General features: G+C 58.4%; 24 protein-coding genes and 1 tRNA gene. 20 read left to right on the top strand and 5 right to left on the bottom strand.

What is annotated here, in order from left to right; all coding sequences use genetic code 11:
* Window positions 1-10 precede the first annotated feature (10 nt).
* Both AC1RT6_RS05400 and AC1RT6_RS05395 read right to left on the bottom strand, forming a co-directional pair.
* The gene (locus tag AC1RT6_RS05400) at window positions 11-970 is read right to left on the bottom strand and encodes a FecR family protein (RefSeq protein ID WP_079446478.1); all 960 of its coding nucleotides are present in this window, start codon (window positions 968-970) and stop codon (window positions 11-13) included.
* A gap of 61 nt (window positions 971-1,031) precedes the next feature.
* Window positions 1,032-1,592 carry an RNA polymerase sigma factor gene (locus tag AC1RT6_RS05395; RefSeq protein WP_079446473.1) on the bottom strand — a complete coding sequence of 187 codons (561 nt, stop codon included), beginning with the start codon at window positions 1,590-1,592 and terminating at the stop codon, window positions 1,032-1,034.
* A gap of 203 nt (window positions 1,593-1,795) precedes the next feature.
* Between AC1RT6_RS05395 and tuf the strand changes: the two genes are divergently transcribed.
* Together tuf and AC1RT6_RS05385 are read left to right on the top strand one after the other, a co-directional pair.
* A complete protein-coding gene (tuf, locus tag AC1RT6_RS05390) occupies window positions 1,796-2,986 on the top strand; it encodes an elongation factor Tu (protein ID WP_425909092.1) in 1,191 nt (396 codons plus the stop codon).
* Window positions 2,987-3,225: 239 nt separating this feature from the next.
* Window positions 3,226-3,301 (top strand) — tRNA-Trp (locus tag AC1RT6_RS05385).
* 69 nt (window positions 3,302-3,370) lie between these two features.
* Here AC1RT6_RS05385 and AC1RT6_RS05380 read toward each other — a convergent pair.
* A complete protein-coding gene (locus AC1RT6_RS05380; RefSeq protein ID WP_493029222.1) occupies window positions 3,371-4,522 on the bottom strand; it encodes a site-specific integrase in 1,152 nt (383 codons plus the stop codon).
* Window positions 4,519-5,016, bottom strand: coding sequence for a hypothetical protein (locus AC1RT6_RS05375; protein ID WP_472789472.1), 498 nt, complete (start codon window positions 5,014-5,016; stop codon window positions 4,519-4,521). Before AC1RT6_RS05375 ends, AC1RT6_RS05380 begins: the two co-directional genes overlap by 4 nt.
* Window positions 5,017-5,127: 111 nt before the next feature.
* On the opposite strand from AC1RT6_RS05375, the gene AC1RT6_RS05370 reads away from it, so the two are divergent.
* From AC1RT6_RS05370 to AC1RT6_RS05340, 7 genes are all read left to right on the top strand, one after another.
* Entirely contained in the window at window positions 5,128-5,343 is a 216-nt protein-coding gene (locus AC1RT6_RS05370) for a DNA-binding protein (protein ID WP_472789474.1), read from the top strand.
* A gap of 55 nt (window positions 5,344-5,398) precedes the next feature.
* Window positions 5,399-6,250, top strand: a complete 852-nt coding sequence (locus AC1RT6_RS05365; RefSeq protein WP_493029220.1) for a hypothetical protein — start codon at window positions 5,399-5,401, stop codon at window positions 6,248-6,250.
* Complete coding sequence (locus AC1RT6_RS05360) at window positions 6,247-6,498, top strand: DUF6074 family protein (protein ID WP_472789476.1); 252 nt, start codon at window positions 6,247-6,249, stop codon at window positions 6,496-6,498. The genes AC1RT6_RS05365 and AC1RT6_RS05360 overlap by 4 nt, the downstream gene beginning before the upstream one ends.
* Window positions 6,495-7,106 (top strand): hypothetical protein, encoded by a 612-nt coding sequence (locus tag AC1RT6_RS05355; protein ID WP_472789478.1) that lies wholly within the window; start codon window positions 6,495-6,497, stop codon window positions 7,104-7,106. Before AC1RT6_RS05360 ends, AC1RT6_RS05355 begins: the two co-directional genes overlap by 4 nt.
* 362 nt (window positions 7,107-7,468) lie before the next feature.
* Window positions 7,469-8,041, top strand: coding sequence for a hypothetical protein (locus tag AC1RT6_RS05350; protein ID WP_472789480.1), 573 nt, complete (start codon window positions 7,469-7,471; stop codon window positions 8,039-8,041).
* A 3-nt stretch (window positions 8,042-8,044) separates the two neighbouring features.
* A complete protein-coding gene (locus tag AC1RT6_RS05345; protein ID WP_472789482.1) occupies window positions 8,045-8,494 on the top strand; it encodes a hypothetical protein in 450 nt (149 codons plus the stop codon).
* Window positions 8,495-8,544: 50 nt separating this feature from the next.
* On the top strand, window positions 8,545-9,531 hold the full coding sequence (locus AC1RT6_RS05340; protein WP_472789484.1) for a hypothetical protein: 987 nt from the start codon (window positions 8,545-8,547) through the stop codon (window positions 9,529-9,531).
* A gap of 20 nt (window positions 9,532-9,551) precedes the next feature.
* Here AC1RT6_RS05340 and AC1RT6_RS05335 read toward each other — a convergent pair whose 3' ends face one another.
* Window positions 9,552-9,833, bottom strand: a complete 282-nt coding sequence (locus AC1RT6_RS05335) for a hypothetical protein (protein ID WP_472789485.1) — start codon at window positions 9,831-9,833, stop codon at window positions 9,552-9,554.
* A gap of 246 nt (window positions 9,834-10,079) precedes the next feature.
* Between AC1RT6_RS05335 and AC1RT6_RS05330 the strand changes: the two genes are divergently transcribed.
* The 11 genes from AC1RT6_RS05330 to rplA all read left to right on the top strand — a co-directional run bounded on the left by AC1RT6_RS05330 (window position 10,080) and on the right by rplA (window position 19,106).
* Window positions 10,080-10,703 carry a hypothetical protein gene (locus AC1RT6_RS05330; protein WP_472789486.1) on the top strand — a complete coding sequence of 208 codons (624 nt, stop codon included), beginning with the start codon at window positions 10,080-10,082 and terminating at the stop codon, window positions 10,701-10,703.
* On the top strand, window positions 10,700-12,562 hold the full coding sequence (locus AC1RT6_RS05325) for a caspase family protein (protein WP_493029217.1): 1,863 nt from the start codon (window positions 10,700-10,702) through the stop codon (window positions 12,560-12,562). Before AC1RT6_RS05330 ends, AC1RT6_RS05325 begins: the two co-directional genes overlap by 4 nt.
* Before the next feature lie 120 nt (window positions 12,563-12,682).
* The gene (locus AC1RT6_RS05320; RefSeq protein ID WP_493029215.1) at window positions 12,683-13,492 is read left to right on the top strand and encodes a hypothetical protein; all 810 of its coding nucleotides are present in this window, start codon (window positions 12,683-12,685) and stop codon (window positions 13,490-13,492) included.
* Between the two features lie 3 nt (window positions 13,493-13,495).
* Window positions 13,496-14,257 carry a hypothetical protein gene (locus AC1RT6_RS05315; protein WP_472789492.1) on the top strand — a complete coding sequence of 254 codons (762 nt, stop codon included), beginning with the start codon at window positions 13,496-13,498 and terminating at the stop codon, window positions 14,255-14,257.
* A 359-nt stretch (window positions 14,258-14,616) separates the two neighbouring features.
* Window positions 14,617-15,288: a hypothetical protein gene (locus AC1RT6_RS05310; protein ID WP_493029213.1), complete on the top strand. Its 672-nt coding sequence runs from the start codon at window positions 14,617-14,619 to the stop codon at window positions 15,286-15,288.
* A 735-nt stretch (window positions 15,289-16,023) separates the two neighbouring features.
* Window positions 16,024-16,227 (top strand): cold-shock protein, encoded by a 204-nt coding sequence (locus AC1RT6_RS05305; RefSeq protein ID WP_472789498.1) that lies wholly within the window; start codon window positions 16,024-16,026, stop codon window positions 16,225-16,227.
* 117 nt (window positions 16,228-16,344) lie between these two features.
* Window positions 16,345-16,572, top strand: a complete 228-nt coding sequence (locus AC1RT6_RS05300; RefSeq protein WP_472789500.1) for a hypothetical protein — start codon at window positions 16,345-16,347, stop codon at window positions 16,570-16,572.
* 474 nt (window positions 16,573-17,046) lie between these two features.
* Window positions 17,047-17,238 (top strand): preprotein translocase subunit SecE, encoded by a 192-nt coding sequence (gene secE / locus AC1RT6_RS05295; protein ID WP_079446310.1) that lies wholly within the window; start codon window positions 17,047-17,049, stop codon window positions 17,236-17,238.
* Window positions 17,239-17,271: 33 nt separating this feature from the next.
* Entirely contained in the window at window positions 17,272-17,802 is a 531-nt protein-coding gene (gene nusG, locus AC1RT6_RS05290) for a transcription termination/antitermination protein NusG (protein ID WP_009797155.1), read from the top strand.
* Window positions 17,803-17,978: 176 nt separating this feature from the next.
* Window positions 17,979-18,407 carry a 50S ribosomal protein L11 gene (gene rplK, locus AC1RT6_RS05285; RefSeq protein ID WP_079446311.1) on the top strand — a complete coding sequence of 143 codons (429 nt, stop codon included), beginning with the start codon at window positions 17,979-17,981 and terminating at the stop codon, window positions 18,405-18,407.
* Between the two features lie 6 nt (window positions 18,408-18,413).
* A complete protein-coding gene (gene rplA, locus AC1RT6_RS05280) occupies window positions 18,414-19,106 on the top strand; it encodes a 50S ribosomal protein L1 (protein ID WP_079446312.1) in 693 nt (230 codons plus the stop codon).
* Window positions 19,107-19,384: the final 278 nt, after the last annotated feature.

Raw genomic sequence — 19,384 nt, 5'->3', positions numbered from 1 at the left:
AAAGGATGGATTATCCCCGCAGCACGATCAGCGGACCCATCCGGATCACACTAAGTCCCAGAGACTCGCGCAAGAGCGCGAGCGCCGCATCGGTATCGGTGACGGTAAATGTACCGCTGACGCGGCGTCCGGCGAGGTCCGAATTCGATATGATGATACGCCCCGCAAAATGGCGACCTATCTCTGTCACAACGTCGGCCAACAGCGCATTGTCAACCACGAGTTGGCCCCGGCGCCACGCCAGCGCGGTATGAGTGTCGGCCTGCCGAACATCCTTCACCCTGCCGTCACGGTCATATACGGCCTGCTGGCCCTCGTTCACCCGGACCGCAGGGTCGGCGTGCGTATGAGGAGTGACCGATACAGCATGTTCGGTCACCGTCACTTCTGTTGAACTCGGATCCAGCCGGACATCGAAGGCCGTCCCGAGCGCGGTCGTCAGCCCGCCATTCGCCTCGACAACAAACGGACGATTTGTATCCTTCGCAACCTGGAAGAATGCCTGACCGCGCAGCAATGTTACCGTGCGAGTTTCTGCTGTAAATCGGTAGGAGATGGCGGAAAAGGCGTTGAGCTGAATGGTGGTGCCATCCGCCAGTTCGATGGTCGGCATTTCTCCCGTGCCCGACCTTGCATTGGCCAGAAGCCGCATCGGGCCGTCGGAATAGACGAAGGCGCCGCCGGCGAGCGCCGCGCCGAGAATCGCAACCGCAAGCGTCTTGGCGACACGCGGGCGCGGCTTGACTTTGAAATTCCGCAGGGCCGGATCGTTCAAAATGACCGTGCGCGCTTCGCCCATCAGCCGCTCGGCCGCCTCGTACGCCGTTCTGTTCTCCTGGCCCCGGTCGAGCCACTCCTCAAATGCGCGACTTTCGTGTGCGCTTTGATTCATGTCACGATTCTTCAGCACCCAGGCAGCGGCTTCTTCATGTCGTTTGCGGCTTGCCTGCGCTGATTGGTCGGTTGTCATCGCGACTCCTGATCGCTTCTCACCCATCATGGAGACGGGCGAGTCCTGTTGAGAAGGACTCTTACTCGATACCGAGCAGGCGATCGAGGCAATGCGCGAGTGCCCGCCGAAGGTGCCGGTCGACCATATTTCGCGAGATATTGAGCTTTCGCGCGATCTGGTCGGGCTCGAGGCGGTGGAGACGGTGCAGGACGAAAACGGCGCGCCGTCGCGCCGGAAGCTCCGCAATGGCCTCGCGCAACACCGCGAGGCGAGCCTCGACCTCGAGGCCATAATCAGGCGCGGCCGTTTCGGCAGGAACCGCAAGCGCCTCGACCGCTGTTCCTGAAAAAAGGTGCTGCTCGAGCCGCGCCCGGCGCATGCGATCGATGCCGAGGTTAATCGCCGAGCGGCACAGGAAAGCGCATAATGAACGCTTGCCCTTCAGAACGTCGGGCTGTTCGGCAAGTTTGATATAGAGATCGTGGACTACATCCGAGACGAACCCGCGTGCGCAGCCGCGGCGAAGCACCGCCGTTTTGATGTCGGCGTAGTGCGCTTCGATGGCGCGATCCAGAAGGTTGTCGCTGTCAAGAATGCCGGCCGGCGCCACGCTACGATTCCTGTCTGAGTATGCAGGCATATACAGAGACAAATAAGGTGCAGCGCAAGCTCATAACTTTAGATCGCATCTAAATCAGTCCCGCATTCGAAGCGGGATCAGCTCCTCTTGGCCGAGGTTAGGTCAGGAAGTCGGTGCGGAATTTGGCTTGAATGGGGGCATTATCCGCAGTAACCCACCCGCGGTTCGATGCCGCCCGTGTGCCGGATCGTAAGGGGTGAGGAATGGCCAAAGCGAAATTTGAACGTAACAAGCCGCATTGCAACATTGGGACGATTGGTCATGTTGATCATGGCAAGACGTCATTGACGGCTGCGATTACGAAGGTTCTGGCGGAGACGGGCGGGGCGACGTTCACGGCGTACGACCAGATTGACAAGGCTCCGGAAGAGAAGGCGCGCGGCATCACGATTTCGACGGCGCATGTGGAGTACGAGACGGCGAACCGTCACTATGCGCATGTCGACTGTCCTGGCCATGCGGACTACGTGAAGAACATGATCACGGGTGCGGCGCAGATGGACGGCGCGATCCTGGTTGTTTCGGCGGCGGACGGCCCGATGCCGCAGACCCGCGAGCACATTCTTCTGGCGCGCCAGGTCGGCGTTCCGGCGCTGGTTGTGTTTTTGAACAAGTGCGACATGGTTGACGATCCGGAGCTGCTCGAGCTGGTTGAGATGGAAGTGCGGGAGCTTTTGTCGAAGTACGAATTTCCGGGCGACGACATTCCGATCGTGAAGGGCTCGGCGCTGGCGGCGCTTGAGAACTCGGACCAGAAGCTTGGTCATGACGCGATTCTGGAACTGATGAAGAATGTCGACGCCTACATTCCGCAGCCGGAGCGACCGATTGATCAGCCGTTCCTGATGCCGGTTGAGGACGTGTTCTCGATTTCGGGACGCGGCACGGTTGTGACGGGCCGGGTGGAGCGCGGGGTTGTCAAGGTCGGCGAGGAAATCGAGATTGTCGGCATCCGCGAGACGCAGAAGACGACGGTGACGGGTGTGGAGATGTTCCGCAAGCTTCTGGACCAGGGGCAGGCGGGCGACAACATCGGGGCGTTGTTGCGCGGCACCAAGCGCGAGGACGTGGAGCGCGGCCAGGTTCTGTGCAAGCCGGGTTCGGTGAAGCCGCACACCAAGTTCAAGGCCGAAGCCTATATCCTGACCAAGGAGGAGGGCGGTCGCCACACGCCGTTCTTCACCAACTACCGTCCGCAGTTTTATTTCCGCACCACCGACGTGACGGGTGTTGTGCATCTTCCGGCCGGCACCGAGATGGTGATGCCGGGCGACAACATCGCGATGGAAGTGCACCTGATCGTGCCGATCGCGATGGAGGAGAAGCTGCGCTTCGCCATCCGCGAGGGCGGACGTACCGTCGGAGCAGGCGTCGTGGCGTCGATCATTGAATGATCACCGCAACAAACCATCAGTACCAACCGAGTTCAACCTTGCACAAGTGCGGTAGACCGCACTTGTGGCCGGAGCAGGCGTCGTCGCCAGCATCATCGAGTAGGGACGCGGAGCGCCGTCAGCGTCGGCCAGAAGGGGCAGCCTCGCAGGAACTCGCGATCCGGGGATTGCTTGCCACTTGCAATCAGGGCGCCCGTCATGCTTGAAACGGCTAGGGTCTGCGGCGACGCAGCCCTCACAGGAGTGTAGCTCAATTGGTAGAGCACCGGTCTCCAAAACCGGGGGTCGCAGGTTCGAGCCCTGCCACTCCTGCCAGTGATTTCAAGTAGTTAGCTAAAATCTCCGACTGTGCCTGTAGCGTCCTGCTACCGGATTGCTACCATTTCACGATCGTTTCTTGAGAGCCGTCTGCATCGCGGCGTCAATCCGACTCGCCGCGTCTTCCTGCATTCCTGGCATCACGTGCGAATAAAGATCGAGTGTGATGCCCACCTTGGAGTGCCCCAGGCGTTCACTGGCCACCTTTGGGTGCACGCCGTTCGTCAACATATGGGTCGCATGACTGTGCCGTAGGTCGTGAAAACGGCGGATCGGCAGGCCGCTAGCCCGGATCACTTTTACCCACTGGTGGGTCAGATAGGTCGGAGTGAACATGGCGCCGTCCCCATGGCAAGCCACGAAGGTATCGGCTGTTGGCGGGAGGCCAATTCGGAGCATTTCCTCAGCCTGTCGAGCTCTGTGCGTCCGCAACTCGGTAACCACCATTGCCGGGATCGCCACCGTTCGAGCCCGGCCCGACTTCGGTTCCTTCAGCCTGACTTTCCCGTTCATCTGCTCGGCACTCTCCACCACGGCCAGCTGGGCGGCGTCGAGATCTACTGATTTCCACCGAAGCGCTGAAATTTCAGCTCTACGAAGGCCACAGAGCACGGCCAGCAGGGTCGGGAGGAATAATCGGCTCCCTCGCATAGAATCGATCAGGGCGGCCGTCTGTTCGACCGTATAGGTCTGCATGGCGGTTCGTTCGACCTTCGGCGGGTCGACGGCGTCGGCGGGATTGCGGTTGAGCATCTGCCAGCTTACCGCCTGTCCAAGCGCTTGCTTGAGAACCCTGTGCATGTGGTGGACCGTCCGGGGGGATAGTCCGCCCTTGCCGTCCCGCCGCCCGGATGTGAGCGCGGTCGAATAAGCGCCGCTGATCATGATAGGCGACAGTTTGGTGAGAACCGCACCGCCGATTAAAGGTGCAAGGTTTTTTTTCGCGATCTCTGCGTATCGCTCATGCGAGCGCGGGCTTACCTGAGATTTGATGTGGTCGAGCCACTTGTCAAAGAACTGAGTGACGGTGGTCTTATTCGGCTCCATGAGCGTGCCATTGACCTTCTCGCTTATCAGTCTGGCACACTCAATTTGCGCGCTGCGCTTAGTACCCTTGAACGAATGCCAACGCCGGCGCCGCTTGCCAGTAACGGGATCGATGCTGTCGAGGATGATTGCCCAGTGCCCCGGCGAGCGTTCGCGTAGATGGCCCTTCATGGCTGCCCCCGGCTGATGCCGCGGGCGACCGCTTCCTCAATGGCCCGGGAAATGCCTGGCGAGATGCCCGACTGTTGGTCAGCTTCCAGCTGCGCGATTTTACGTTCCAAATCGCGAATTCGATCCTTAGCTTTGTCAAGGAGCTGACCCCTGCGAGCGATACCGTCCGCTAGGTTTCCCAACTGATTTTCAAAATTAAAAGAGAGCCAAATTCGCTTTAGGGCCACTTCCAATAAAGACTTCCCGCTCGATGCAGCCAGCGCCTCCAGTTCACGCCTGGCATCGGCGTGGCGGCTATCCCCATTTAGACCAGCATCCATCTCCAGCGAGAATTCAACGCGCTTGGCAGTCTCTTCCGAGAGCGTTCGTTTAGCCGCGACCGCGGCTTTGCCGAGTGCAGCGTAGACGTCGGCATGAACCCTAAATTGTAAGACCGGGCGTTGACCGACCTTACTGGTCGAAATTTTTTTTCGTGCAGTCTGCTTTTTGATCACCGGTTATCCTTCCGTGTCACAACCGGTGTATTGTTATCACTACAGAAGGATGTTGACAATACGGGGCGAACCGCGATTTGTATTGATAGTCATACACATCGGGAGTTCGACATGGAAGACTTAGTACGAAAGGCATTGATTGAGAAACTGGCCGTCTCGGTTGAGATCGCCGGCAAGGCACTGGGCCTAAGCAAAAACCCCGCTTATGAGGCCTGCAAAACAGGGCAAATCCCAAGCATTAAGATTGGCGGGCGGGTTGTCGTGCCTACGGCGCCACTGCGAAAAATGCTTGGCATCGAGTCACCGCGTGAAAATGGACTCGGATGACGATCCGACCATGAGCGAGCATTTTCGAACAGGATCAAAAAAGCTCGGCCGGGGGATGTCAAAAGCCTCGCTCGACATGATTGCCGCAATGAGGGCTTTGGCAGAGCCAGCGCAACCGATTACCGGGCGAGGCGTCGGCTACAAGCTATTCACTCAGAAGCTCACGCCATCGATGTCCGTCAAGGATATGCAGAAGGTGTACCGGCTCCTTCGGATTGCGCGTGAGCAAGGCCTCATTCCCTGGGGGTGGATCGTGGATGAGACACGCGACCTCGAGCGTGTCTCCACGTGGAGCGATACCGCAGAATACGCGCAGGCCGTCGCGAGATCCTACCGCCGCGACTTTTGGGATCAGCAACCTGTCCGCGTCGAAGTCTGGTCCGAAAAGGGCACAATTCGCGGGGTGCTCAAGCCAGTTCTGGATCAATACGCGGTCGGCTTCCGCGTCATGCACGGGTTCGCCGGCGCCACATCGGTCTATGATGTTGCCGAGAGCAAAGACGGCCGCCCCTTAATCGTTCTGTACGTCGGCGACTTCGACCCTAGCGGCATGTTCATGTCGCAATCGGATTTGCCTAACCGGCTCGCAAGGTACGGCGGAGAACACGTCGAGCTCATCCGCATTGCGTTAACGCCGGAACAAACAACCGGACTTCCCTCATTCCCTGCCACCGATAAGCGGAGAGACCCGCGGTACGGCTGGTTCGTCGAACGCCACGGCACGCAATGCTGGGAAATCGACGCCATGGACCCAGGTCTCCTTCGATTGTGCGTTGAAGAAGCAATTAAAGCACTGATCGAGCCAACTGCTTGGGCCCGCTGCGAGATGGTCAACGCGGCTGAGTTGGAGTCGCTGCAGACCGTTCTTTCCAATTGGAAAACAGACCAGACAGGGGGCGCAGCATGAGTGCATTAGTCCTTCCTTTCCCCCTGGCACGTCGCACCGCCATGATCCAGCGGCAAGCCGACTATGCCTTGTGCCTTAAGCCTGAGAAGGCAGAGCAACACATCCAGCGCCAGCTTCAAACACAGTCGGACCTGCTGCGCCGCCGCGGGGTAGCCGATGCCATCATCGCCCGTGAAATCGCCAGCATGGAAGTAGCCATCAGGACCGCCATATGGCGCCTTATGTTCGACAGGCCGGGGGAAGCATGACCCGGAGGCGCCGAAAAACAAGGATCGGCGGCCAGTTCTCTTGGCGTCTCGTCGAAATGCTGGAGTCCGAACCCTATAGAGCGCTTAGCCGTGACGGGCAGCGCGTCCTCAGCCGATTGGAGATTGAGATGTGTCATCACGGTGGGACATCGAACGGCGGGCTGATCGTCACGTATGCCGACTTTGTCCGATACGGCGTCGAGCGCGAATCTGTGGCCCCATCGATCAGGGAAGCTGTAGCGCTTGGGTTCGTCGAGATCACACGCCAAGGCCGCGGCGGCAATGCCGAGTTTCGTTTGCCAACGACCTATCGCTTGACCTACCGGGAAACCGACTCCGGTGACGCCACCAATGAATGGCGATCAATAAAGACGAAGGATGAGGCTCACGATCTCGCGCGTGCTGCGCGACGGGCGAAGAGCCCAACGGCGGTCGAGCGCTCCAAGCAATCTGCGAAAAAACAGAAAGCCGGGGCGGGATTGCCGCAGGTTTCGGGGCGGGATTGCCGCCCCGATGAGGGTGATGTGCCGGGGCGGGATTGCCGCCGTAGTACCCCAGGGCGGGATTCCCGCCGTACTATCTATATCTCGGGTAGGGACATAGCATGAGGAATGCAGAAGACGACCTTCGCGTCCTCCAACTGATCCGACGTTCACCGTCTCCCATCAGTGCCGTCGACATCGCCAAAGCAGCCCTCGGCCCTCGCGCTCGGCGTCATTCGAAAACCAGTCTGAATATGATCGGCCTGGCTATCGCTGCGCGCCTATGCGGCGAGGGACTCGTGGAGCCGACGCGTTCGAACTTGTTCCGATCGAAGAGGGACGCCGCATGACATGCATCGCGGGTCCTCTCCGAGGTGGTCGGCCCTCTGCGGGCGGGAAACGGCCTGGGATACCGCTAGTTCTGAATCGAAAAATCTATGCAACGGCCTGCGCCTTAGGGCCCGCCAATCGCGAAAGGACACCCGATAATGCCCGCTAAGGAACAGCTCGTTTCGATTTCCAAGGCCGCCAAGGTTGTTGGCGTCAACAAAACGACCCTGGCCCGCCAAGTCAAAGACGGCTCGGTGCGATCTCATGGTGGCAAGGTTTTCATCTCCGAGGTCAAAGCCGATCGGACAGCGAACCTCGATCCCGCTCTCCGGAAGGCCGTCCCGCCTGAGGAGATGGTTCGGTCGGTGGACGATGCCCGGGAGGCGATGAGCTTTATCCGTCAAGTTCTCGCCGAAGAAGGCGTCGCTCCGCCTGAAGGAAAAGGAGTGGACCTCGGCCTAACTCGGATGGTCGGCGAGATCTTGAAGGGGAAAGAGCGAGCACTTCGGATCGCCGAGCGCCGCAAGGAGCTGGTCCCCCTCGCGGCCGTGAAGTCGCACGTCCAGAAGGCGTTCATAGGGCTGCGGCAGGCTATCCAGCGGATGCCGAGCCGCCACGCTGCAGCAATGGCAGCAGAGCTTGGCTGCGATGCCCGAGCGCTCGACGCAGCGATGTCCAAGGCGATCGCTGCCGAGCTGGAGCTGTTGTCGGCACCGGTTGTTCGCGCATAGCCCATGCCCGCCACGTCCGCCCATGCCTTGGTCCGTGCTGCCGACCTTCTGGCCGGGCAGTCGGATGCGGCTGTGGCGGAGGTAGGTAGAGATCTGCGGGCCTGGCTCGCGGGCGAGGGACCGGACGGTCTTGAGGACGCAATCGGCCTGCATCGCGTCGGTGGTCGGCCGTGGCGGACAGCCTGGCTGCTTCAACGGCGAGACGAAATGTTGCGTGCGATGGCCGCGCGGTATTTCGGTGACAGAGCGCAGGCGGCTCAAGCGGACGCGCTGGCGGCTGCAATCGGCCGGTACGCTGCGACGGCCTGGCGCCGCGAACGCGTCCTAGAGCAAAGCCCGGCAAGACATGCCGGCAAGATCGAGGCCGACGTCTGGAGCCTACTGCGCACTCACGACACCGTCCCATCAGCACGCACAATTCGACGAGCTTTGGCCACGACCCCCTGGTGGTGATGGCCAGACAAATCAGCGAATCGTGGAGCGAGACACAAACGGAGACCCCGATGCGGTTCGCGAAGCAATCGAAGCTCGATCCAGCCGACCCGAGAATGGGCGATAAGACTGTCGTGTTGCCCCCAGGAGCGGCCGCTAAGCTCGCAATGCTCCGAGACCGAGCGGCGGAATTGCACTACATCTCCAGCGGCCGCGGAGAGGACATGCACGCCGCCCGTTCCGCATTAGAGCACGCGAAGGCTGATCTTCAGAAGGTTACAAACCCGCGCTTGGTCGGAACGATAATGGGCGTGACGCCCGAGCACCTCGCCGTTTTAGAGGCGAATGTCTCCGAGTTACGGGGCAGGCTCGACCGCGCTGAGACGCGGAGCACTGAAGCCAGAGAAGCCGCGAAAGAAGCGAGGCTTCTCATCTCAAATATCGAAAAATGGATGAGCCGGTGCTCCGGTTTGCGGGTTGCTGACCACCAAGGCGCCGAACCGAAGTTGCGGCGCGGTGAGAACGGCGTTGAGGCTGTCGAAAGGTGTCAGCGTCGCATCCGAGAACTGAAGGCGGATATTCACCAAGTCCACTCGGCACCGATCCATAGCAACGACGCGAAAGTTTTTGCTTCGGCCTATGTTGAACAGTTGCGAGCCGCCGGCGCGCCGAATTTGAGCTTGCTCATCGAGGGCGGCGTCAGGCGCATCGAATGGCCAGCACAGGAGTTGGTGCATACGGTCGCCGGCCCGATCTCTAATCGAAATGTGCCACCGGAGGCCGCTTTTGCGGCTTGGCTGCAGCCGGATGTTTTGGTGGCGGCGTTGCACCGCGAGATCGACGAATGCTCGGACGACGACGCGGCTTTGAGCGCAGAGGATCGCGCGAAGAAGCTCACCACCTTGATGGCGGACAAGCTCTCGACCGAGCGCGAGGAAGAATACTGGCTCCAGGATCTAATCCGCAGCGGCATGAACATTTCTCGACGCATAGATGCGGACCCTCGCAGCGTGCTTGGCGTGTCGAGTGACCTGCCGGCGCCTGAAGACAGCTTTTAACGAAAGGAAACCACGGAATGTCAGCCTTCGCAGACATCGAGAATAAGCGACGCGCATACGAGCAAGAGATCCACGAAACCTGCGCTCTTGCAGGCAAGCCCGAGAAGGCTCGTGACTTCATCAATCGCGGTGTGACCGGCGCTGAGTGCCGAGCCGAGCTGATCGGCCGACGTTTTGATCTCGCCGCCGACATGCGCCGTCGGCACGGTATGAATTAATTCGGTGTGGCCGTTTGTGGAAGCTCCTTCCCGGCAGGGCGGCCGCACCGACGTCGAGCCTGGACGAAGTGCATGATTGACCATCGGTCGTGTGCTCGGCTCGACATCCCAGCCTCGCGCGGACCTAGCGGCGCGCGCGGGGCTGGTTGAACTCTCTCACACGAGAAGGTTCAAAACAGAAATGGCCAGCGGCCTTCGGTGCTAGCCGTTCCGGCTAGACGCGCGCGGCGAAACCCTCGCGGGAGTCACACTTCGCAAGCGGATCGACGTGCAGCCCTATGTGGTGTATCGAGTCGAGCTTTCCGAAGACCGCAATGAGGAAAGCCAGCAGTGGAAAAGGCCAAGAGAATCACCTTTTTCAATTACTCGCAATCCGGGGCCTCGGAAAACGGCATTCAAAAGCTGATCGCTGAGCGGTTGGAGGCACGACAGGCAACAATCCTCAGCGCGCGAAATATTAAGCGTTATCAGCACGGCCGCAAATGGAACGTCGGCTCATCTGATAAGTCCAACAGCAAAATGATGGCTATCAGCGCTAAGATGAGCGTGCAGGTTTCTGATATAATTGAGCATAAAACAAGCATGATCGACGATCAGATTTCAACGATTGTGGAGGTCATGTTCTCGCAGTTCATGCAACAATTCTATTCCACCCTGGGCCAAGCTGCCGAAGAGGTTGGCAATTCGGTAGACGGTAAAGATCACGGCGGCGATTTTGCCGCTGCATTTTTGCAAGTTCTGAGAAAGATTGAGTTTGGCGTTGACCGTTTCGGGCGAGCGAGCAAACCGGAAATTCACATGCACCCGAGCGTTGCGAAAAAGAATATGACATATCTTCTTGCTCAACCGCAGGCGTATCAGGAGCAAGTGAACGAAGTGATGGCTGAGAAGGAGAAGTCTGCCGTGGCGCGCGAAGCTCAGCGCCTCTCGAGATATCGCTGGCCCGAGGCATGAGAATTCTATTAGCGATCGGTTGCGATCAATATAGCCATCTAAAGCCATTGTCCGGCGCGGAGAATGATGCGCGAAATATTTTCAATGCTCTCGTGGGCTCCCGGGAACATCAGTATGATCCGATTAAGTCAAAGCTGGGACTGTCACTTACCTGCGAGCAGCTACGAAACTTGATTGGTGAGTGCTTGTATAACTTGCCAGATCCGGCTTCTGTGTTCACGTTCTACTTCGCGGGCCACGCGAAGCTGTATGCCGAGTCGTTGTATTTGGGCCTGCGAGACACGCACAGTGACAGAATCCCTATCTCGTCGATTGGTTTTCCGGAATTTTTGAAATCCATTATTGGAGCTCGTCCCCGGCAGACAAACTTCATCTTGGACGCCTGCCAGACCGGCGGAATGGCCTACGACCTTTCAGCAGTACTCAAACAGGCCATTCTCGGGGATTCGGACACGCTGGGGATGTCGTTCATAACGGCGGCTGCGGCTGACGAATACGCGGGAGAATCTGACGGCGCCGGCCACTTCACTCGCGCATTTCGGTCGATTATTGATGGGAGTGCGTTGGTACAGAAAGAACGGCCATTTCTAAACCTCGCAGAGATCGCGCAACATCTCCAAACCGAAATGGCAATACCCAATCAAACCATCGCATCATGGTCGCTCAATCTGCAGGGTCCGAATCTTTTTGCGGCAAATCCTCATTTCTCAGGACCCTCCTCAGCAACAGATCGGCTTATGCACGAGCTGCATAGGGAGCCTTCTTTCAGTCGTAGGGACATCGCCGACCTTAAGTCGGCTCTGGCTACCGTCACCTCTAGTTCGCATTTTGAGCCTTTCAAATTTGCCGAAACGACTTATCGCGCTTTGAAAGCAGTTTCACCGGATCATCGAGCACGCCTAATCTCCGGCGTGATGGAAGGGTTGAAATCGGAGCTGGCTGCGGCTGACGACGTTTTTTTGGCCGGGCGGGTAAACTCCATTGTGATGGGCTTGGCGGCGGGGCTTTGCAGCGGCGAGGAACGGGAAAATGTCATAGCAACCATGATGCCTTGGTTTTTGGAGAGCACTCGGAGAGCGCTTCATCTTCTGGCCAAAGATTTGGATGCCGGCGTAAATTCCTTAGTACAGACGGGGCTGGCCGACCTCTACACGCTTCCCATTCGATTGTCGGATGTCTTCGGACATCTTGCGCTATTTGCACTGGCTCAGCCAGCGCTAGCGCCGGAAGATCGAGCTTTGATTGAGAGTGTCTCTCACGGGGTCCTTCGGCAATACGGAAATTCCGTTCTGGCACTTTCAGATGATCAAGCAGTGGGATATTTGCTTTTTTTCGCTGCCTGCGACTGGCTGAACATGATTGAAGTGAAGGAGGAGGTTGCCGGCAGACTGTATTGTGACTTTCAACTTGATTATGGAAAGATAGGTCGTAACGGTCTCGAGCCGACCGAGCAGATACAGTTGCTGCGTTTCCGCTATCAGCGTCTGGAGTCACCGGACGCAAATATTTACAGCAGTCCCGCCGATTTAGCGACGGTGATTCTTTCCATGTGCGCACTATCGAGGCTTGACGAGTCAGTCGACACCTCGTTGATAACCCTTGATCACACGAACATAAATTTCTTTGTCCCAGACAACTTAGAGGAAATGGGACTACCGACAACTTTAGAAGGCATAAACTATACCCTTGAACTGGGTGAAGACTTTTGGACGTGCATCGATCTTCGGCGATTGCTGAACCATGACATCATCCCGCGATATGCAACTCTACAATCTGCAGCGGTGAACTTTGCGGTCCTCGCTTCTTCGCTTGCGCTACGCGACCGCGTGCCGTGGCAAGTTCTCGTTGCCGTAGATTAAGCTTAGCGCGGTGGCAAGGGCGCGTCGATAGCCACCTTGATGACTCCGGCTGCTTTGCATTGCAATTTACCGATCGCGCTCCTACACCTGATTGCAGCGCAATGACGAAAGGCTTGCAGCGTGGTGAGCACAGGTCCGTTGTCCGAGATAAAGCAATGGGCTCCCGCGTTTAAAACGACCCCGCCAGAGATCTGCGCAGAAGCAATCCAACGTATCCTAAGCTCGCATGATCGGCCGAATATCGAAGCGACGGCGCGAGCCAAGCTAGAGCGCATCCTGCGGTACTATGACGAAGGCCACGTCAATCTCCTGATCGTGACGATCATCGAGTCGGCGGACAACGAGACTGCGCTTGTCGAATCGGTGATCGAGGCTGTGCACTCCGTCATGAGGCGCCGTCCTGACTGGACGGGAAAAGGATCAGAATGGTTAGAAGCCTTCGACCATCTGCCTCCGCTGATGACCATTCTCGAGGTCATGCGCGAGCTCGACCTTTTCCACGAAGCCGCGCTCGGCAAATATCTTGGCATGGTTCTGGAAAACAAGCTGAGGAGGCAATTCGAGCCTGAGCCCATTGAGAGGCCGCGGATTGAACCAAAGTCCAAAGCCGAGCGGGTGATCGAGGAAGGCCTGTTCCTTCTCCAGCACAAAGGGGAGCACAAAACGTCCCGCATAACCAAGCTCGCCTTCGAGAAGTTCGGGCTTAATCCCACCAATTGCGCAAAGGTGATGAATGTAGCCCGGCACTATGGGGATCGCCTCTGGCTGGTGAAAGGCCTCTCGCGTGTCACGCTATACGAGCTCTCGGCGCCGTCGACCTCGCCAGCCATTCGTGAAGCCATCGAACGAAAGTTGCGCCTCGGCGAGAAAGTCAGGGCGCCAGAGATCAGGCGCATGCGTGCGGGCGCGAATTGCAACGGGCATCTTTGAGTCATGCGCAAAATTGATCAGGGTACAGCAGCCATTTCTCTGCTGGTCCTCGCGGCGGTCCTCGCTGTGCTTCTTTCAGTTGGGATACCCATCATTCTGGCGCCAAAGCCGGTACAGATTTCGGACTGGCTTGGCTTTGCTGGAGCGATTACGGGTTTCGCCGGCGCCATCTTGGTAGGCAAAATTGCCGTAGCCCCGGTGTGGCGCCAAGTTAACATCATGGGCGCCCAAGCGGCCCTTCAGCTCTACCCCATCTTGGAATCCGATTTGGCTGAAGTTGATCGGGATAAGGCCTTTCTGGACCGCGTTTGGAAAATCAGAGACGGGTTAAAGAAAGTGACCGCGAGGGTGGATTTTTCAGACAAGCCCGACCGGACGCTGGTGGAAGCTGTCGCAAGCGAGCTAGTCAATGTTCGAGGAATGATCGACGCTTTGGGCGACGTGGAGTGGCAGCGTTTTTATGGGCGACTGCGTCTTGCCGAAAGCCTTAGGGTGCAGCGGAAAAACCTTCGCCATCGCCTTGATAGAATCAAAGAGAAATCGCTGGAGCTCACGAGGCGTCAATCCACGCCCCAAGGAGTTAGTCGTGCAGATTTCCTGCAAACAATCGGGTCGAAATTTATCACCGATGTGAATGGCTTCTTCGAGGCTACGGCCGCAAATCTCGCAATCTGTCTGACCCTCGAGGAAGTGACTTTATCCAAGGAGCGCGATCGCCTCCTTCGAAAAGCGTCCGAGCTGAATGAGGCGATGGAAATCGTTTGAGACGCGCGAAAGTCTCCCTCAGGGAGGGGTGATTTCGTTAGCAAATCAGGGTATGGTGGTCGTTGGGTGTGACAGCCCGGACCGAAGATATCGCCGCTCAAAATTCCTTGGCCGGAATTTGCCATCTCCTTGGCCGGAGAGGGCAGCGGCTGAACGAAACTTCGCAATTTGCGAAGTTTCAACGGACGCGCTTGGCGGCGCGGTACCGACCGGACCTTTATGGCCGGGGCGCACCGTTCTGTCCAGAGCTCTTCGGGGCTTAAAAGCGATGCACCTGTCTCTTCGGCAGGCTGTCACCCCCCGGCTGCATCCGTCCGACACGGGCAATGGCTGTGACAGGCCGAACCGAAGAGCAACTTATGACAAAATCCCCACAGCGGGCGCGTGATGCGTCCAAAGCAAAACCCGCCGTCAAACAGCGGAAGAACGGAACGCCAGCGAGCGAGTCGCCCAGGTCAAATGACGCTACCGTCGTCAAAGTCGACGTCACGCCGGAGCAATTTTTTCAGTCCTGGTCCCGGGAGGACAAAGAAGCGCTCGTCGAGTTGCTGATCGAGTCTTTTGATGCCGAGGCCAGCGATTCCGACCTCGAAGAAACCGGCGATGACGAACCGATCTTGGCCTCGGTGGTTGCCACCGATCAAACACTATGGACGTCAGGCAACCGTGACGATCGCGAGGGCGACGGCTGCGCCGATGACCGTGAGGACGTTTGTGAAGATGAAGGCGCCGAGCACGACGGGGCCGAGCCAGATGCAGAGGGCGAACCTTCGTTGGGTTGGACCTGCGCTGCATCCGAGGGAAACGGCGCCTGGGGCAGCGATAATGACCGCGAGGCCGACGGCAGTCACATGACCCCCGCCGCACGGCAACGATACAAGCCGTTCGACCGGTACGGCCGCAATTGCGACGGCTGGCACGTGGACACGGAACGCGGCTTCAGCCGGAGCAGCCGTCGGCTCATCAATCTGTCGGATCCGCAGCGCGAAGCTCTGGCACCCCGCCTCACTTGGGGCGAGGTGCGGATATGACCGGCCTGGCGCAATCACGCTCACGCCGGCGCCGGTGATAATCCTTTATTAAGCATACCCGGCCACGATTATCGCAGGCCGCGACGGCACCGGATGCTTGAGCCGGCAGTCGCATCGAAAGGTCGGCGGCGTCACGCCCGCCGGCCTTTTCGATTCCGATCGGACAATGCGCGCGAAGGGAGCCGGATATGCAGACGTTCGAAACGACTCAACCTACTGAAGCAAGACGTTGTCGGGCTGCCCAGTTCAGGGGAATACCAACGCGGATGAGCCTGTCGGGGGTGTCCGTGACTGGCCTTGTCCACTCCGTTCGGGAAGATGCGCTGAGCGAGCCAAAGAAGTGGATCATCAAGATCGTGCTAAAGGATTGCCGCCCCAGGGCAAGCTGAGCCGTAGTCGCACGAGAACGCTCCCGCCATCGTCAGACCGGCGGTTTTCGATGCTTCAGGCGCGCTCAGTGTGCCTGGAAGGCGTCGTATGCGTGAGCAACGAATACGGCTGCGCTGAACAACGCCAGCGCCGCGATTAAGGCTTCCAACATGACGCTTTCCCTTGTTTTTTTGTTCTTAGGGAAAGCGAGATAGTCGGGATTCGTTTCAATTCAATTTCAGGGCACGGCTAAAACGGTTTCGTCTTTCACGGCTGAGCGTCGCACATCCGCCGGCGGGATTGTGCCTTGCATCCTGCTACTGCTTAGGGTTGTATCGACCTTTCAATGTTTTGGGATAGATCAAAGTGGCTACAGGTACTGTGAAGTGGTTCAACGATCAGAAGGGCTATGGCTTTATTCAGCCCGACGATGGCGGCAAGGACGTGTTTGTCCATATCTCGGCCGTCGAGAGGGCCGGGTTCAACGGCCTCGCTGAGGGCGCCAAGATCTCTTATGAGATCGTTTCGGACCGCGGCAAGGAAAGCGCGGGAAACCTGCGGATCGGTTAGTGAGCTGAGCCGGACGTACGCTCGCTCGCTATGTAAATGGCCCGCAGCAATGCTCCGGGCCATTTGCTTTGGAGACCTAAACTGAATAAAGCGCTAAGCTGATTTTGAAGGATCCGCATGACCGACATTGAGTTAAGGCAAGAAATTAAAGACGACATAGAACGCTATCGTCGAATTATAGAAATGTACCGCTCCGGCTGCACGACTGGGGAAGTCGATAGTCAGGGTCGTTTGACTGATCGGACCGCGGAACAGATCGGGTATCTAGAAACCATCATATCCGGTTTGGAAAATTTGCTTAAAATTGAAAACCAATCCAGGCCCCCGAGTTCGAAAATCGGCTAGTGCCCTAGTGATGAGCGAGAACAGTCTGCGAACAGACTGCTACCGCTTTTGCTACCGAACCTCTGACGAACGGCCGGGAAGGAGAGTGACATCTACTTGCGAGCTCTCATTTTCCCCAGCCGTTTTCAGTATTTGGCGAGATAGAACAGGACAGGAACGGACGTTATCGAGCGAACTCCAAAACCGGGGGTCGCAGGTTCGAGCCCTGCCACTCCTGCCAGTCAATCGTGCATCTCCAATCGTCCCCAAGCATTGTTGCCTAGCAGGACTGCTGACCATCCCTTGACCTTTCCAGCCGCCAGCAGTAGATAGCGGCACCTGCTGTCGGCCCGATTTTACGGATATCCGACGCGGCCTTGAATTTCCCGGACAGTCGAGCCCGCTGGGCGACTACCCTCAAAGGAGGGGTGGGCGCGCGAGACAGTCTGTCCAGACATCCGAAATCAGATCGGCAACGAACGCGGATCATCAACGATGGCTTTCAGCCCGTTCAAATTCCTGCAGGAAGTGCGCACCGAGACTGCGAAGGTCACCTGGCCGTCCCGTCGCGAGACCACGGTCACGACGATCATGGTGTTCCTGATGGTGGCACTGGCGTCGATTTTCTTCTTCTTCACGGATCAGTTAATCCGTTTTTTCATTACGTTCGTCCTGAGTCTTCATTGAAGACACGAGCGACTCGCGCAACGGAACTGAACCATGAGCATGCGCTGGTATATCGTCCACGCCTATTCGAATTTCGAAAAAAAGGTCTCGGAGTCGATTCGGGAGCAGGCCAAGCAGCGGGGGCTTGAGGATCTCTTCGAGCAGGTGCTGGTGCCGACCGAGAAGGTCACGGAGGTCCGGCGCGGCCGCAAGGTCGATACCGAGCGCAAGTTCTTTCCGGGTTACGTGCTGGTGAAGATGAACCTCACGGACGAAGCGTTCCATCTCATCAAGAACACTCCGAAGGTCACGGGCTTTCTCGGCGCGGAAAACAAGCCGATGCCGATTTCGGAAGCCGAGGCCATGCGCATCATGCATCAGGTGCAGGAAGGTGTGGAGCGGCCCAAGGCGTCGGTGTCGTTCGAGATTGGCGAGAATGTTCGCGTGGCCGACGGGCCGTTTGCGTCGTTCTCCGGCGTGGTTGAGGAAATCGACGAGGCGCGCTCGCGCGTGAAGGTCGCGGTGTCGATCTTCGGCCGCGCAACGCCGGTCGAACTGGAGTTCGGTCAGGTCGAGAAGGTTTAGCCGTCTGCCCGGCGTTCCGCCGGGCGTCCACGTCTTTCGTCGTGGAACGGTTGTGAAGACGTGGATGGTCGGGACAAGCCCGGCCATGACGTGCGGAAGGGAATTTCCGCGGAAGCCGTGGGAGGTGAGGGCGGTCGCCAGCCGTCTCAAGCCGTAACCACCAACAGGAGTAACGCATGGCAAAGAAAGTGACCGGATACCTGAAATTGCAGGTACCGGCCGGTGCGGCGAATCCGTCGCCACCGATCGGTCCCGCGCTTGGTCAGCGCGGTCTCAACATCATGGAATTCTGCAAGGCGTTCAACGCCCAGACGCAGAAGGAAGAAAAGAATACGCCGATTCCGGTGGTGATCACGATCTATGCCGATCGTTCCTTCACCTTTGAGATGAAGACCCCGCCGATGTCCTACTTCCTCAAGCAGGCGGCGAAAATCCAGTCCGGTTCAAAGGCGCCGGGCCGCGATTCCGCCGGCAAGGTGACCAAGGCGCAGGTGCGCGAGATCGCCGAGAAGAAGATGAAGGACCTCAATTGCGACACTGTCGAATCGGCCATGAGCATGGTCGAGGGCTCTGCCCGCTCGATGGGCCTTCAGGTGGCGGAGTAACGAACCATGGCAACCGGAAAACGTTTGAAGAAGGCTCGCGAAGGCATTGATCGGGAAAAACTTTACCCGATCGCCGAGGCGATCAAGCTGATCAAGGAACGCGCCAAGTCAAAATTCGACGAGACGATCGAGATCGCCATGAATCTCGGCGTCGATCCACGTCACGCCGACCAGATGGTGCGCGGCGTCGTCAGTCTGCCGAACGGCACCGGCCGCACGCTGCGCGTGGGCGTGTTTGCGCGCGGTGCCAAGGCCGAGGAAGCCAAGGCAGCAGGCGCGGACGTCGTTGGTGCGGAAGATCTGGTTGAGACCGTGCAGGGCGGTACGATCGCATTCGATCGCTGCATCGCCACGCCGGACATGATGCCGCTGGTCGGCCGTCTCGGCAAGGTGCTCGGTCCGCGGGGCATGATGCCGAACCCGAAGATCGGCACGGTGACCATGGATGTCGTCGGCGCCGTGAAGGGTGCCAAGGGCGGTTCGGTGGAATTCCGCGTCGAGAAGGCCGGTATCGTGCAGGCCGGTGTCGGCAAGGCTTCGTTTTCGGAAGAGAAGCTCGTCGAGAACATCAAGGCGTTGGCGGATGCGGTAGCGAAGGCCAAGCCGGCTGGCGCCAAGGGCACCTACATCCAGCGCATTGCGGTGTCTTCGACCATGGGACCGGGCGTCAAGGTCGAGCCGGGAACCGTGCTCGGCTGAGGCCGAGAATCTGCAACAAGCAAGGCGGGATCGGAGTTTTCCGGGCCTGCCTTGATTTTTCTTGACCGCGCGGCAGGCGGTCCCGTTGACGTCGTCGAGTGCAGTGCGAGCTTTTCTGAAGCTGGCCGGAAAATTGCATGATTTAGAACTTGGCAGCGTGGCAAAGATTCGTTAAACACCACGCTCCGGACGTGCTGGCTCTCGCTGGCGCGGCGGTGTTCGCTTCCAAAAACCCAATGAGATTGGAGATCTTTCCTTTCCGCATGTCCATTCGGATG

This window comes from Nitrobacter sp. MLSD-S21 (assembly GCF_058809865.1).
The sequence above is the reverse complement of the archived record's forward strand: the minus strand, read 5'-3'. Positions and strand labels throughout refer to the sequence as shown.

Coding starts and splice junctions, on each gene's coding strand:
- AC1RT6_RS05365 (WP_493029220.1), top strand. CDS start 5,399: ATGTCAAAAGCCTCGCTCGACATGATTGCCGCAATGAGGGCTTTGGCA.
- AC1RT6_RS05310 (WP_493029213.1), top strand. CDS start 14,617: ATGACAAAATCCCCACAGCGGGCGCGTGATGCGTCCAAAGCAAAACCC.
- AC1RT6_RS05350 (WP_472789480.1), top strand. CDS start 7,469: ATGCCCGCTAAGGAACAGCTCGTTTCGATTTCCAAGGCCGCCAAGGTT.
- AC1RT6_RS05340 (WP_472789484.1), top strand. CDS start 8,545: ATGCGGTTCGCGAAGCAATCGAAGCTCGATCCAGCCGACCCGAGAATG.
- rplA (WP_079446312.1), top strand. CDS start 18,414: ATGGCAACCGGAAAACGTTTGAAGAAGGCTCGCGAAGGCATTGATCGG.
- rplK (WP_079446311.1), top strand. CDS start 17,979: ATGGCAAAGAAAGTGACCGGATACCTGAAATTGCAGGTACCGGCCGGT.
- secE (WP_079446310.1), top strand. CDS start 17,047: ATGGCTTTCAGCCCGTTCAAATTCCTGCAGGAAGTGCGCACCGAGACT.
- nusG (WP_009797155.1), top strand. CDS start 17,272: ATGAGCATGCGCTGGTATATCGTCCACGCCTATTCGAATTTCGAAAAA.
- tuf (WP_425909092.1), top strand. CDS start 1,796: ATGGCCAAAGCGAAATTTGAACGTAACAAGCCGCATTGCAACATTGGG.
- AC1RT6_RS05335 (WP_472789485.1), bottom strand. CDS start 9,833: ATGGTCAATCATGCACTTCGTCCAGGCTCGACGTCGGTGCGGCCGCCC.
- AC1RT6_RS05325 (WP_493029217.1), top strand. CDS start 10,700: ATGAGAATTCTATTAGCGATCGGTTGCGATCAATATAGCCATCTAAAG.
- AC1RT6_RS05315 (WP_472789492.1), top strand. CDS start 13,496: ATGCGCAAAATTGATCAGGGTACAGCAGCCATTTCTCTGCTGGTCCTC.
- AC1RT6_RS05355 (WP_472789478.1), top strand. CDS start 6,495: ATGACCCGGAGGCGCCGAAAAACAAGGATCGGCGGCCAGTTCTCTTGG.
- AC1RT6_RS05395 (WP_079446473.1), bottom strand. CDS start 1,592: ATGCCTGCATACTCAGACAGGAATCGTAGCGTGGCGCCGGCCGGCATT.
- AC1RT6_RS05380 (WP_493029222.1), bottom strand. CDS start 4,522: ATGAAGGGCCATCTACGCGAACGCTCGCCGGGGCACTGGGCAATCATC.
- AC1RT6_RS05400 (WP_079446478.1), bottom strand. CDS start 970: ATGACAACCGACCAATCAGCGCAGGCAAGCCGCAAACGACATGAAGAA.
- AC1RT6_RS05300 (WP_472789500.1), top strand. CDS start 16,345: ATGACCGACATTGAGTTAAGGCAAGAAATTAAAGACGACATAGAACGC.
- AC1RT6_RS05360 (WP_472789476.1), top strand. CDS start 6,247: ATGAGTGCATTAGTCCTTCCTTTCCCCCTGGCACGTCGCACCGCCATG.
- AC1RT6_RS05345 (WP_472789482.1), top strand. CDS start 8,045: ATGCCCGCCACGTCCGCCCATGCCTTGGTCCGTGCTGCCGACCTTCTG.
- AC1RT6_RS05370 (WP_472789474.1), top strand. CDS start 5,128: ATGGAAGACTTAGTACGAAAGGCATTGATTGAGAAACTGGCCGTCTCG.